Below are 15,253 nucleotides of genomic sequence, written 5' to 3' on the forward strand. Positions count from 1 at the left end.
TGTCTTGAAAAAGGCATCTTCTTTTTTTAGTGTTATAAAAGTGAATTTATACAATGAAATATTGAAAAAGTACACTATAATAGTACCAATATTTACTATATAATTAAAAATGTAAACGATACAAAATGAGTTTTAACAGAGGGGGACGTTAATATGAAGTTAAAAAAAATATTAGCTTTAGGACTAACTGGTCTTTTAGCAACTAGTGTATTAGCAGGGTGTGGTAAGAGTGAAGCAAAGTCAAATAACGGCGTTGTAACACTTAAATGGTACACAATTGGTCAAGAACCAAAGGACTTATCATTAGTTGAAGCAGAAGCTAATAAATATTTAGAGGAAAAATTAGGTGTCAATATAGATATGAACTTTATTGACTATGGTGATTACACTCAAAAGATGTCAGTAATCATGAATACAGGGGAAAATTTTGATTTAGCATTTGTTAGTTCATGGGCAGGAGATTATTTAGGAAATGCAAGAAAAGGTGCTTTCTTAGAATTAGATCAATACCTAGACAATCAAGGTAAGGATATGAAAGCTGCTATAGATGAAAGATTCTGGGATGGAGCTAAAGTTGATGGTAAGACATATGCAGTTCCAAACCAAAAAGAAATTTCAACAGCTCCAATGTGGGCATTTACAAAAGAGTATGTTGATAAATATAACATACCATATCAAGATATAAAGACTTTAGAAGATTTAGAGCCATGGTTAAAGCTTATAAAGGAAAAAGAACCAGATGTAGTTCCTTTCTATATCACAAAGGGATTCTCAGCTCCACAATACTTTGACCAATTAGTAGATCCAATAGGGGTTGAATATGGACAAAAAGATTTAACAATAAAGAATATGTTTGAAACAGAAAAAATGAAATCAACATTAGATACATTAACAAGATACTATAAACTTGGATATATCAATGCAGATGCTGCTACAGCACAAGATGATAAAACAGTTAAGAGATTTGTTACTAAGGGTGATGGACAACCTTACGCTGATGTTTTATGGTCAAAGAGCTTAAAATATGATGTTGTTGCTACTCAAATGATGGATGCTTATATTACTAATGCTTCTACAACAGGATCAATGATTGGTGTATCAAGAAATTCTAAGAATCCTGAAAAAGCAGTAGAATTCTTAAACTTATTAAATACTGATAAATATCTTAGAAACTTAATTAACTATGGAATAGAAGGAACTCACTATGAAAGAGTTAAGGAAGGTCAGATTAAGTTAAATGAAAGAGGACTTAAAGATTATAATGTTGGTTACTACACACTTGGAAACTTATTTATTACAGATGTTCTTCATAATGAACCATTAACAAAATGGGATGAATTTAAAGAATTTAATGATAAGGCTAAAGAATCACCAGCACTTGGATTTAAGTTTGATACTAAGAAAGTAAGTAATGAAATAGCTGCTATAAACAATGTTTTAGAAGAATATAAAGCAACATTATATAGTGGTTCAGTTGATAATAAAGAATATGTAGAAAAGCTAAATAAAAAGCTTAAAGAACAAGGACTTGACAAAGTAATAGCAGAAATGCAATCACAAATTGATGCTTGGGCAAAGAAATAAAATATATTTATGATTAGAAGAGAGATATATTTATTCAGTTTAAGTGAAGGATATATCTCTCCTTCTTTAAAAGATTTAAAAGAGAGGTTTATATTATGAAATTATTAAACTATAGGGAAGTTTTAGATAAAGATTTAAAAAGATATAATGGTAGTCTTAATGGTTACAAAGGTTATAACTTAGATAATTCATCAGTAGAAGTTTACTTTTCATCTAAAAAAATTAAAATATTATATTTTAATGATTTTATAGTAAAGATCTTTATTGGTGAAGAATTTGAAGAAGAAAGAAATACTAATGCTGTTATAAAACAAATAGAAGATGTTAAGCTGACAGTTTCAGAATTAGATGAAAAGCTTGTTATCTTAGGAGAAAAAGTAATAACTATAGTAAATAAGATTAATGGTGAAATAAAATTTAAGGATTCTAATGGAAATACAATATGTCAGGATTTCCAAGCAAGTTTTAAAGATGAGGATGGAACAGTTTATATATCAAAGGTTAATGATTGTCATGCTTATTATGGACTTGGAGAAAAAGGTGGAGAACTTAATAAAAAAGGTTATTACACAGAAAACTTTAATACTGATGATCCAGAAACAGATGATGATTCAGTAATGTATTATAAGACAATTCCGTTTTATGTAGGAGTTAACGAAAACAATTGCTATGGGATGTTCTTTGATAATAGTCACAGAAGCTTCTTCGATATGGGAGAAAAATATGAGGATAGAATATTCTTTGGAGCAGTTGGAGGACAAATTCAGTATTATCTGATTTTAGGAGAGGATATTAAAGATGTAGTTAAGGAGTATTCAAACTTAACAGGAAAAATGGACATGCCGCCTTTATGGAGTTTAGGATATCAACAAAATAGATTTAGCTATTTCACTCAAGAAGAAGTTAAAGATGTTATAAAAGAATTTGAGGATAGAGAAATACCAATAGATGTTGTTTATCTAGATATAGACTATATGGATGGATTTAGAGTTATGACATTTAAGACTCCTCATTTTGATAAGGCTAAAGAATTGATAGAAGAGCTTCATCAAAAAGGGATTAAAGTTATTACAATTTTAGACCCAGGAGTAAAAGTTGATGAAGAGTATGAAATTTATAAAAGAGGAAAAGAAGGAAATCATTTTACAACTAAAGCAGATGGTGAAGTATTTGTTGGAGCTGTTTGGCCTGGAGATAGTGCTTTCCCAGATTTCTCAAATAAGAATTGTAGAGAATGGTGGAAAACAGAATTAAAGGGTTTTATTTCTAAATATGAGATGGATGGTATTTGGAATGATATGAATGAGCCTTGTGTTTTCAATAATGATCATAAAACTATGTTAGAAACTTGTATTCATAATTCAGATGATGGAGTTATAGAACATAGTGAATTCCATAATAGATATGGAATGGAAATGAGCAGATGTTCACATGAAGCACAAAGAGAGCTTGATGGAAATAAGAGAGAGTTTTCAATGACAAGAGCTACTTATGCAGGTGGACAAAGGTATTCATCAGTATGGACTGGCGATAATATGAGTCTTTGGAGCCAGATGAGAATGTCAATTCCTATGAATTGTAATCTAGGTATAAGTGGATTCTCTTTTGTTGGAAATGATGTTGGAGGATTTGGCTTAGATACTACAGAGGAGTTATTTATAAGATGGATGCAACTTGGAACATTCTTACCTATCTTTAGAAATCATTCAAATATGTATACAAGAAGACAAGAACCTTGGGCCTTTGGTAAAAATGCTGAAAATATAGCAAAGAAAGCTATTAAATTAAGATATGAATTATTACCTTATATTTATAGTGAGTTTTATAAATCATATAAAGAAGGTTTACCAGTATTTAGACCATTAGTTATGGAGTATCCAAGAGATAAAAATGTATGGAATCTAAAAGAAGAATTCATGTTTGGAGAAAGTATTTTAGTAGCTCCTGTTTTATATGAGAGTGAAAGAGAAAAGATAGTTTATCTTCCAGAGGGAGATTGGTATAGATATGATTCAGGTGAAAAATTAAGTGGAGGCAAAAGATATAGATTAAGCTGTGGTTTAGATGAAATTTTAATCTTTATTAAATCAGGAAGTATAATACCAACTTATAAAGAAAGTTATATGAATGTTGAAAGCCAACCAGATACATTTACTTATAAGGTTTATGGAAAAAATGCAAAGACGGATCATTATTATGATGATGGTAAGACTATGAAGTATAAAAATGGAGAATTTAATCTAATTTCAATAAATGTAAATGATAAAAATATAGATATAAATTATCTAAATAAAGGCCTAGAAGAAAGGAAGAAAGAATTTATTTTTATTAATTAGATTTTAGGGGGAAAGTTAAATGATAGCTTGTTTAGATATTGGAGGAACATCAATTAAGGTTGCTGTTTCAGATAGAGAAGGAAATTTAAAAGAAAAAGGTTTTGTTAAAGTTGAAGAAACATTTGAAGCTTTAATGGGAAATATAGTTGAATGGATAAATTCAATGAAAGAAAAATATGAGATTGAAGGTGTAGCAATAAGTTCACCTGGAGCTGTAGATACAAAAACAGGAATAGTTGGAGGAGCTAGTGCAGTTCCTTGTATACATGGACCTAATTGGAAAGAAGAAATTTTAAAAAGAACTTCATTAAAAGCAAGTATAGAAAATGATGCAAATTGTGCAGCTTTAGCAGAAGTTTTCTCAGGAACTGCAAAAGGTGTATCAGATATGATGTTCTTAGTTTGTGGTACAGGAATTGGTGGAGCAATAGTTAACAATGGAAAAATACATCACGGAAAGCATTTACATGGTGGTGAATTTGGTTACATGTTAATGGAGGAAGAAGATGGACAATTTTATAACTTCAGTGAAGTTGCTTCAACAATGTCATTCGTAAGAAGAGTTAGAAAATATTATAATGATGAATCTTGGGATGGAGTAAAAATATTTGAAGAAGCAGCAAATGGTAATGAAGTTTGTATAGAAGCTATAGAAAGATTTTATAAGAATTTAGCAATAGGAATATTTAATATTCAATATGTTTACGATCCAGAGATGATTCTACTTGGTGGAGCAATAAGCGAAAGAGAAGATTTTATTGATAGAATTAACGAAAAAATAGATGAAATAATGAGCAAAGTCGAAATCGCAAAGGTTAGACCACAGGTACTTACATGTACACATAAAAAGGATGCTAATTTAATAGGTGCTGTTGCAAATTTTATAAAGGAAGGTAATTAGATATGTGCAATCAATTTTTTGTTGGAGTAGATCTTGGAGGAACTAAAATATATACAGCTTTAGCAGATGAAGAAGGAAGAATAAAAGAAGAATTCATCTTACCAACAGAAGCGAGTAAAGGACCAGAACAAATAATAGAAAAAATAAAAGAAAGTATAAGAATAGTTACTAGAGATATAAATATTTCATTAGTAAAAGCTATAGGAATAGGTTCACCAGGGCCTTTAGATGTAAGAAAGGGAATAATTGCTGAACCACCAAACTTACCATTTAAGAATTATGAAATAGTTAAAGATATAGAAAATGAGTTTGGAATCAAAACATATTTAGATAATGATGCTAATGCAGCTACACTAGCAGAATTTACTTTTGGAGCTGGAACTTGTTCAACAAATATGATTTTCATAACTACTAGTACAGGAGTTGGAGCAGGAGCTGTTTTAAATGGAAAATTATATAGAGGAAGTACATCAAATGCTTTAGAACTTGGTCATACAACTATTAAGTATGATGGTAGAAGATGTGGCTGTGGAAATAGGGGATGTGTAGAAACACTTGCTTCAGGAACAGCTATTATGAGACTTGCAAATGAAGCAATTACAAGTAATGTTGTAACAAGTCTTAAAAAATATGAAAATCCTACAGCTAAGGAAGTTTTTGCTGAAGCTGAAAATGGGGACAAGGTATCAAAGAGTATATTAAGAGAATGTTTAGGATATCTTGGAGTAGCAGTTGCAAATGCAGCAAATAGCTTTGATCCAGATGTTATAGTTGTTGGTGGTGGAGTAATTAATGGTGGAGATATAGTTTTCGATATCATTGATGAAGAAATGCAAGATAGATGTTTAAATACAATACGTAATCATTGTAAGGTAGTACCATCAAAGCTTGGTGGAAAAGCAGGAGTTTTAGGAGCGGTAGCTCTAGCAATTGTGGAAAGTAAATAGAGGCGATAAATATGGAAGAATGTTATGAGCAATTTTTAACTAAAAATTATGGACCAAATCAAAATACGGTAAATACTTTATCAAGTTTATTATTATTCTTGATTGCAGTTGCAGTCTTTGGTCTTGGAAATTGGGTAATATCAATTATTATGGCTTTAATTTATCTAGGATTATTGATTTACTCAAATAATAAATTTGTGGAATATGAATATGAACTTGTTTGTGATGAATTAACTATAACAAAGATTTTAAATAAAAAGAAAAGAAAAAGAATTGCAAATATAGAGTTAAAAAACATAATTGAAGTTGAAGCAGATAAAAAAGCTTGTAAAGTTATAGATACTTATATTGATGTTGAAAATAAGTTAAATAAAAAAGTTTTATATGTTAAAGAAAAAAATCAAATAAGAGCTTATAAAATTGCTATGGATAGAAAAATGTTAGAAATATGCAGAAGAATTAATCCAAGAGTTTTTAATGGGATTTAAATTAGGGGGAAGAGTAAAATGGCAAAGGTAGTATTAAAAAATATAGATAAGATATATGATGGAAATGTTAAGGCGGTTGATAATTTTAATTTAGATATTAAAGATAAGGAATTTATAGTTTTAGTTGGTCCTTCAGGATGTGGTAAGTCAACAACTTTAAGAATGATTGCAGGGCTTGAAGATATATCAAATGGTGAATTATATATAGGCGATGATGTTATGAATGATGTAGAGCCTAAGGATAGAGATATAGCTATGGTATTCCAAAACTATGCTTTATATCCACATATGACAGTATATGATAATATGGCCTTTGGTTTAAAGCTTAGAAAAACTCCAAAAGAAGAAATAGATAAAAAGGTTAGAGAAGCAGCTAAGATTCTTGATATGGAACATTTATTAGAAAGAAAGCCTAAGGCTCTATCAGGAGGTCAAAGACAAAGAGTTGCTATGGGAAGAGCTATAGTAAGACATCCAAAAGTTTTCTTAATGGATGAGCCTCTTTCAAACTTAGATGCAAAGCTTAGAGTTCAAATGAGAACAGAAATAGCTAAACTTTATAATAAGTTAAAAACTACATTCATATATGTAACTCACGATCAAACAGAAGCTATGACTCTTGGAACAAGAATAGTAGTTATGAAAGATGGAGTTATTCAACAAGTTGCATCACCTAAGGAAATATATGAACACCCAGCAAATATGTTTGTAGCTAGCTTTATAGGAAGTCCTCAAATGAATAATTTCTATGGTAAAACTATAGAAGAGGGTGGAAAAGTTTATCTTGAAATGCTTGGTGAAAGAATTGAGCTTCCAAAAGATAAGGCTGATAAAATAAAGGGAACAAAGCATGCAAATGCAGAAGTTATAGTTGGAATAAGACCAGAAAATATAAGCTGTAAAAAATCAGATTTAGAAAAAGATGGCGCTATAGTATTTACAGGAAAAGTTGATGTTGCCGAAAACTTAGGAGCAGAAACATATCTTTATTTATTAGTTGAAAATAGAAATATGATTATTAAAACAACTACAGGTGAAGGATACGCTCCAGGAGATGAAGTAAGATATACATTAGACTTTAGCAAATTACACATATTTGATAAAGAAGAACAATACACAATATTCTAAGTGAAGCCCCAAAACTTGTTTTGGTAAGCTGAACTTACTCAGTGAATGAAGATGAGCTGAGTTTCATAAGTAAAGCTCCAAAATTTATTTTTGCAAGCTGAACTTATTCATAAAAAGTTTAAAAGATGAAATTCATCTTTAAATAAATATTAGTCAACATGATAAAGGGTTTATCTAAATTTAATAGATAAGCTCTTTGTTTTTTATTTTTATAACAAAAATTTTTTATAGAAAATTATATTATTCTTGGAATAAGTTTATTTAATAATATTTATAATAAGTGGCAAAGTTGTTAAAAAACTAGGGTATTTTATCGAAATATAGTTGCTAAATTTAAAATTTCTACTAAACATAACAAAAAATAATTGACAAAAAGGCGAGTATATATAATAATAGAAATTGCTTCAATAGGACAATGAAGTAGGTAAATAGGTTGAAATTAGTTCAAGCCCTGGGTATTTATACTCGGGGCTTGAACCTTTTTGTTTAAAAATGTATTGACTATTTTTGGTTTTTAACTTACAATATGTAGTAAGATTTAGAAAATACACTTTAAATTGGTCCCGTGAGGCCAGAAAGAGGTATAGTAATGAGAAATAAAGAATTTAACAACAATATTGCATTTCAAAAGAGAATAGCTTTGGATTTTGTATTCCAATTAATATAGAAAGGTAATAGGGGATTATGCGTAGTTTTAATCTCTCTATTACCTTTTTTTAAAATTTTAATTTAACTAAGTTGGATAAGACCTTTTAAAGTGTGTTTTTCTAGTAAATTATTAGGAGGTCTAAATTAATGAAAGCAAAGCTTATATTAGAAGATGGAACAATTTTTGAGGGTAAAGCCTTTGGATATTTAAAGGAGGCTATTGGAGAAGTAGTTTTTACAACATCAATAGCTGGATATCAAGAGGTTATAACAGACCCTTCTTATCATGGACAAATCGTAACAATGACATATCCTTTAATAGGAAACTATGGTATTAACCTAGAAGATATTGAATCAGACTCTGTTCAAATAAAGGGTCTTATAGTAAAGGAAAAATGTTCATTCCCAAATAATTTCAGATGTGAATTAGAATTAGATTATTATTTAAAGCATAATAAGATCTTAGGCTTAGAAGATATAGATACTAGAGCTTTAACAAAGCTTTTAAGAAATAAGGGTTCTATGAAAGGTCTTATAACTTTAGATGATTTTACTTTAAGTGAAGTAGAAGAAAAGATAGCTAGATTTTCAAATGCTGATGTAGTCAAAGAAGTTTCAACAAAAGAAGCTTATAGAATTGAAGGTGCAGAAAAGAAAGTAGCTATATTAGATTTAGGTATAAAAAATAGTGTTTTATCTAATTTCATAAAAAGAGGTTGTGATATAACAATATTCCCATATAACACAAAAGCAGAAGAAATATTAAATATAAATCCAGACGTAGTATTTTTATCTAACGGTCCTGGAAATCCAGAAGATATAAAAGAAATATCAAAGGAAATAGCTAAACTTTCAGAGAAGATGAAAATAAGTGCTATAGGACTTGGACATCAACTTTTAGCTATTGCTATGGGTGGAAAGACTTCAAAGCTTGATTTTGGTCATAGAGGATCAAATCATCCAGTAAAAGATTTAAATACAGGTAGGGTTTATATAACATCACAAAGTCAAGGATATTATGTATCAGAGGTACCAGAAGCTATGGAAGTTATCTATAAAAATGTAAATGATAGCACAGTAGCAGGACTTAAACATAAAGAGTTAGATTTACTTTCAGTACAATTTGTACCAAGTGGAGATAGTGAATTTATTTTTGATGAGTTTTTAAAGTAGTTGTTAGGAGGAAAAATTTATGCCATTAAATAAAGATATCAAAAAGGTTTTAGTTATAGGTTCAGGCCCAATAGTTATAGGACAAGCAGCTGAATTTGATTATTCAGGAACACAAGCATGTCAAACGTTAAAGGAAGAAGGTTTAGAAGTTGTTTTAATGAACTCTAATCCAGCTACTATAATGACTGATAAAGAAGTTGCAGATAAAATTTATTTAGAGCCATTAACTGTTGAATATGTTGAAAAAGTAATAAAGAAAGAAAGACCTGACTCACTTCTTGCAGGAATGGGTGGCCAAACTGGTTTAAATTTAGCTGTTGAGCTTTATGAAAAAGGAATTTTAGAAAAGTACGGAATAAGAGTAATTGGTACATCAATTGAATCAATCAAAGAAGGAGAAGATAGAGAGCTCTTTAGAGATATGATGAAAAATATTAATGAACCAGTTATTCAAAGTGAAATAGTTCATAATTTAGAAGCAGGTTTAGAATTTGCTAAAAAGATAGGTTACCCAGTTATAGTAAGACCAGCATATACACTTGGAGGAACTGGTGGTGGAATAGCTAATAATGAAGATGAACTTAAAGTAACACTTTCATTAGGTCTTCAATTAAGTGCTATAGGACAAGTTCTTTTAGAAAAGAGCGTTAAAGGTTGGAAAGAAATTGAGTATGAAGTAATAAGAGATTCAAAGGGAAATAAGATAGCTGTATGTAATATGGAGAATATTGACCCTGTAGGAATTCATACAGGGGATTCAATAGTTGTAGCTCCTTGTCAAACTTTATCTAACAAAGAAACTCAAATGCTTAGAACAGCATCAATGAATATAATAGATGCTGTTAAGATAGAAGGTGGATGTAATGTACAGTTTGCTTTAAATCCAAATTCTTTTGAATACGCAGTTATAGAAATTAATCCAAGAGTATCACGTTCATCAGCTCTTGCATCAAAAGCAACAGGATATCCAATAGCTAAAGTTGCTACGAAGATAGCACTTGGTTACACTTTAGATGAAATAGTTAACTCAGTAACTAAGAAGACATTTGCTTGCTGTGAGCCTACTATTGACTATGTAGTAGCTAAGATACCTAAGTGGCCTTTTGATAAATTTGAAGGCGCTGATAGAGTTTTAGGAACTAAAATGATGGCAACAGGAGAAGTGATGGCTATAGGTTCAAATTTTGAATCAGCATTCTTAAAGGGACTTAGATCTCTTGAAATAGGAAAATTCTCATTACAGGATAAAAAGTTTGCTAAGCTTTCAATGGAAAAGCTTAGAGAAAAAGTTATAACACCTGATGACCAAAGAATCTTTGCTTTAGCAGAAATGTTAAGAAGAGATTATAGAATAGATATGGTTTCAAGAATAACAGGAATAGATGTATTCTTCTTAGAAAAGTTCAAGAGTATTGTAAGAGAAGAAGAAAAGCTTGTTAATTCAAAGGTAGATGATTTAAATAAAGAATGGTTATTAGAGCTTAAGAAAAAAGGATTTTCTGATAAAGCTATAGGAGATATGATTGGTGTTAAGACTGATGAAATCTATAGATTAAGAAATATATGGAGTATTAAACCAGTTTATAAGATGGTTGATACTTGTGCAGGAGAGTTTGATGCTGTATCACCATATTATTACTCAACTTATGATGAATATGATGAAGTTGTAGTTTCTGATAAAAAGAAAGTTATTGTTATAGGTTCAGGTCCTATTAGAATAGGACAAGGGGTTGAATTTGATTATGCTTCAGTTCATTGTGTTAAATCACTTAGATCACAAGGTATAGAAACAATAATAATTAATAATAACCCTGAAACGGTAAGTACAGACTTTGATATATCAGATAAGCTATATTTTGAACCTTTAGTAGAAGAAGATATATTAAGTATTATTGATAAAGAAAATCCAGATGGAGTTATTCTTCAATTTGGAGGGCAAACATCAATTAAACTTGCTAAGTTCTTAAAGGATAAAAATATAAAGACACTTGGAACAACTTCAGATCAAATAGATCTTGCTGAAGATAGAGAACAATTTGATGAGCTTTTAGAAGAGCTTGGAATTGCAAGACCAAAAGGAAAAGGTATTTGGTCAGTTGAAGAGGGAGTAAAAGAAGCAGAAAAATTAGGATATCCAATTCTAGTTAGACCATCATTTGTTCTTGGTGGACAAGGAATGGAGATAACTCATGATGAAAAAGAATTAAGATTCTATTTAAGTAATGCTTTTGAAAAAGATAGTAAAAATCCAATACTTATAGATAAGTACTTAATGGGAACTGAAATAGAAGTAGATGCAATATCAGATGGTGAAGATGTTTTAATACCTGGAATAATGGAACATTTAGAAAGAGCTGGAGTTCACTCAGGAGACAGTATAACAATGTATCCAAGTCAAAATATAACAGATAAGATTAAGGCCGATGTATTAGATTATACAAAGAAACTTGCTCTTAGAATTGGAATAAAGGGTATGATAAATATTCAGTTTATTGAATTTCAAGGTAACCTATATGTTATAGAAGTAAATCCAAGAGCATCAAGAACTGTTCCTTATATTTCAAAGGTAAGTGGAGTTCCAATAGTAGATTTAGCTACAAAGATAATGCTTGGAGCAAAGCTTAAAGATTTAGGATATGGAGTTGGAGTTTATGCAGAACCTGATTTAGTATCAGTTAAAGTTCCTGTATTCTCAACTCAAAAGCTACCAAATGTTGAAGTAAGTCTTGGACCAGAAATGAGATCAACAGGAGAAGTTTTAGGAGTAGGTAAAAATATCTATGAAGCATTACACAAAGGATTTGTAGCAGCTGGAATGTATACTGGAGATAAAGGTAAAAAGATTCTTGCAACAATCAACAATCATGATAAGAAAGAATTTATACAAATTGCTAAAGGACTTTCAAGTTTAGGTTACGAGTTTGTAGCAACAGAGGGAACAGCAATTTCATTAAAAGAAGCTGGAATAGAAGCAGAAATAGTTAGAAAAATTACTGAAGAAAAACCAAATATTTTAGATGTAGTTGTAAATGGAGAAATTAACTTAGTTGTTAATACACCAACTAAAGGAAATGATTCAAAGAGAGATGGATTCCATATTAGAAGAGCAGCTATCGAAAGAAATATAGGTGTAATGACAGCTTTAGATACTTTAAAGGCATTAGTTGATTTACAACAACAAGGAGTACACAAAGAAGATTTAGAAATCTATGATGTAGTGCATAAGTGAGACTCCAAATTTTAATTTGGTAAGTCGAACTTAAGTGAAAGTTCAAATCTTAATTTGAGTACTTAAACTTACTCATTTGAATGAATATGAAAATGAGTTGTATTGAAAGATATGAGAAGAAGTTATATTAGGGATAAAAAATTGAGTAGGCTATTTAAGTAAAAGGTATTGAGTAATTGAAGATATAGAATAATTAATTTAATAAAAATAAAAACAAAAGTAACTCTTTTTGATACTATTGAAAGGAGTTACTTTTGAATAAAATAAAAAAATGAATAATATACATTAAAAGTAGTATTTATACAGTAAAAACTTGTAATTATTAGTTTTAAAGAGTATAATTATAAATATTGTTATATATATAACAATAAGCAATAAATAAAGAGGGGCTGAGCGTGGCTATAAATTTAAAGGGAAAGAGCTTTTTAAGTCTTTTGGATTTTGAACCTCAGGAAATTAGATATCTTTTAGACCTAGCTCATGATTTAAAAAGGAAAAAAAGAGCCGGTATTAAGGGAAATTTATTAGAGGGAAAAAACATAGTTATTTTATTTGAGAAAACATCTACTAGAACAAGATGTGCTTTTGAAGTTGGGGCAATGGATGAAGGTGCAGGAGTAACTTTTTTAACAAACTCTCAAATGGGTAAAAAAGAGAGTATAGAAGATACTGCAAAAGTTTTAGGAAGAATGTATGATGGAATTGAATTTAGAGGATTTAAAAAGGAAACTGTAGATACTCTAGCAAAATATTCAGGAATTCCAGTATGGAATGGATTAACAGATGTTGATCATCCAACACAGATACTTGCTGATTTTATGACTATTGAAGAAAAGTTAGTAAAACCGCTTAATAAGGTTAAAGTAGTATTTGTAGGAGATATAAGAAATAATATGAGTTATGCTTTAATGTATGGAGCTGCCAAAATGGGAATGCACTTTATAGCATTAGGGCCAAAAGAGTTAAAAGTTGATATCAATGTTTTAAAAAGGGTAGATGAGATTTCAAAAGAAACAGGGGCTGTTATAGAGGTAACTGATAAGATTATAGATGTAAAGGGTGCAGATGTTATCTATACTGATATATGGTGCTCAATGGGTGAAGAAGATAAAATGCTTGAAAGAGTAAATCTTCTAAAAGATTATAAAGTAACTAAAGATTTAATGAAACTTACTGAAAATGAAGATTGCTTATTTATGCATTGCTTACCAGCTTTTCATGATTTTAATACAGAAGTAGCTAGAAAAGCTAAAGAAGAACTTGGAGTCGATATAAGAGAAGTTGATGATGAAGTTTTTAGAAGTAAGAATTCAGTAGTTTTTGATGAGGCAGAAAATAGGATGCATACTATAAAAGCAGTTATGGTTGCAACTATAGGATAGAAAAAAGGAGTTATGTTTTGAGTTTAAAACATAACTCCTTTTTTCATTTTTATAAAATTATATTAAAAGATAATAATAATATCTACTATAAATTGGTAAATAATGGTAAAATAAAAATAGTTTAAATATTATTATATGAGTTGAGGTAGATATTTATGAATGTTAGAAGTAGAGAAAGATTTAATGGATTTTGGGTAAGTTTATTTTCATTGATGGTTGGTTATTTACTATATTTTTTTATAGGGGAAACTGTAAGTAATAAAATAGTGCCAAATAGCAGATTTGAAAGTTTAATAGCTTTATTTTTTATGACTTCTTGTATGGTCTTAATATATATATCACTTAGCTTTCTTTTAGAAAGAAAGTTACCAAAATTCTTTATATATGTTTTATGGGCTCATTATTTTATTTTATTTTTTATAATTAATTTTGCTATAAACAAAGGGGGGAGTGGATTTAGATTAAATCCTTTTAATAAATTATCATTTTCAGGATTAGAGTATGTTTTTATATTAATTAAAAATATAGCGTTATTTCTCCCAATTGGTTACCTTTTAAGAAAAGAAAATGTATTAAAGAGCTTTGCATTTGTGGTATTATTAGTTTTAACCATAGAGTTATCGCAATATGCTTTAAAGTCAGGCTATTTTGATGTAAATGATATTATATTTAGTATTATAGGTGTTTATGTAGGCTATTTTTCATTTAGAAAACCTAAGAAAAGGAGAGAAAAGAGAGAGTAAATGAAGTATAAAGAGTTAATAATAAACTTTTTTATAAAGCTTATTTTATTAGGTATATCAGTAGTATTAGGAGCTGTATTTTATAAGGTCATAATAAGAAGATGTATCGAGAGTTTTATATTGATAAATCTTAATGGTATGAAAGGATTTATAATATATAATTTCTTTAAACTTACTACGGTAATGCTTATCTATCTAGTATTTCTAATGATTTTTAGAAGAAAAATAGGAGCAGTATTGAAATTTTTTATATTTGGTTTATATGCAGGAACGATGTTTCTTTTATTATTTGCTAGACCAAAAGTTCAAAGAGGAATTATATTAAATCCTTTAAACTTTATGCATGGATTAGATCATGTAAGAAATCAATTATATTTAGTAGGAAATGTGATATTCTTTATTCCTATAGGATATTTACTTAGAAAGTATAAAATATGGGAAGCTGGACTTTTTGCATTATCTATAGAGTTTAATATTGAACTATTCCAAAATGTATTTAAGCGAGGAGTATTTGATGTTAGTGATATAGTAGTAAATATGGTTGGTATCATGATTGGATATATTGTTAGTAGGATTGTAATGGGATTTGTAAAAAGATATTCTAGTGAAAAATAAGTAAAAAAATATTTGCTATTATTGGACAAGTTATATATAATACTATATATAGTATTTAGAAAGAAATTAAAAACAATAT

The 15,253-nt window shown here is 29.3% G+C and carries 11 protein-coding genes; all 11 read left to right on the plus strand.

Annotated features, from left to right (window positions below):
* Positions 1-153: 153 nt before the first annotated feature.
* The 11 genes from BN8917_RS03495 to BN8917_RS03545 all read left to right on the plus strand — a co-directional run bounded on the left by BN8917_RS03495 (position 154) and on the right by BN8917_RS03545 (position 15,174).
* The gene (locus BN8917_RS03495; protein ID WP_066870714.1) at positions 154-1,584 is read left to right on the plus strand and encodes an ABC transporter substrate-binding protein; all 1,431 of its coding nucleotides are present in this window, start codon (positions 154-156) and stop codon (positions 1,582-1,584) included.
* A 95-nt stretch (positions 1,585-1,679) separates the two neighbouring features.
* Positions 1,680-3,920, plus strand: a complete 2,241-nt coding sequence (locus tag BN8917_RS03500) for a glycoside hydrolase family 31 protein (protein WP_066870717.1) — start codon at positions 1,680-1,682, stop codon at positions 3,918-3,920.
* 19 nt (positions 3,921-3,939) lie between these two features.
* The gene (locus tag BN8917_RS03505; RefSeq protein ID WP_066870719.1) at positions 3,940-4,821 is read left to right on the plus strand and encodes an ROK family protein; all 882 of its coding nucleotides are present in this window, start codon (positions 3,940-3,942) and stop codon (positions 4,819-4,821) included.
* A gap of 2 nt (positions 4,822-4,823) precedes the next feature.
* Positions 4,824-5,768, plus strand: a complete 945-nt coding sequence (locus BN8917_RS03510) for an ROK family protein (RefSeq protein WP_066870721.1) — start codon at positions 4,824-4,826, stop codon at positions 5,766-5,768.
* 11 nt (positions 5,769-5,779) lie between these two features.
* A complete protein-coding gene (locus tag BN8917_RS03515; protein ID WP_066870724.1) occupies positions 5,780-6,256 on the plus strand; it encodes a hypothetical protein in 477 nt (158 codons plus the stop codon).
* Positions 6,257-6,274: 18 nt separating this feature from the next.
* Positions 6,275-7,384, plus strand: a complete 1,110-nt coding sequence (locus BN8917_RS03520) for an ABC transporter ATP-binding protein (protein WP_066870726.1) — start codon at positions 6,275-6,277, stop codon at positions 7,382-7,384.
* Positions 7,385-8,179: 795 nt separating this feature from the next.
* A complete protein-coding gene (locus tag BN8917_RS03525) occupies positions 8,180-9,205 on the plus strand; it encodes a carbamoyl phosphate synthase small subunit (RefSeq protein WP_066870728.1) in 1,026 nt (341 codons plus the stop codon).
* A 19-nt stretch (positions 9,206-9,224) separates the two neighbouring features.
* Positions 9,225-12,434 (plus strand): carbamoyl-phosphate synthase large subunit, encoded by a 3,210-nt coding sequence (carB, locus tag BN8917_RS03530; RefSeq protein WP_066870729.1) that lies wholly within the window; start codon positions 9,225-9,227, stop codon positions 12,432-12,434.
* Positions 12,435-12,829: 395 nt separating this feature from the next.
* Entirely contained in the window at positions 12,830-13,816 is a 987-nt protein-coding gene (argF, locus tag BN8917_RS03535; protein ID WP_066870732.1) for an ornithine carbamoyltransferase, read from the plus strand.
* Between the two features lie 155 nt (positions 13,817-13,971).
* Positions 13,972-14,559, plus strand: a complete 588-nt coding sequence (locus tag BN8917_RS03540) for a VanZ family protein (RefSeq protein ID WP_066870736.1) — start codon at positions 13,972-13,974, stop codon at positions 14,557-14,559.
* On the plus strand, positions 14,560-15,174 hold the full coding sequence (locus BN8917_RS03545; RefSeq protein WP_066870738.1) for a VanZ family protein: 615 nt from the start codon (positions 14,560-14,562) through the stop codon (positions 15,172-15,174).
* The last annotated feature ends 79 nt before the right edge of the window (positions 15,175-15,253 follow it).

The organism is Clostridium mediterraneense, from assembly GCF_900091705.1.
Taxonomy (GTDB): Bacteria; Bacillota; Clostridia; order Clostridiales; family Clostridiaceae; genus Sarcina; species Sarcina mediterraneense.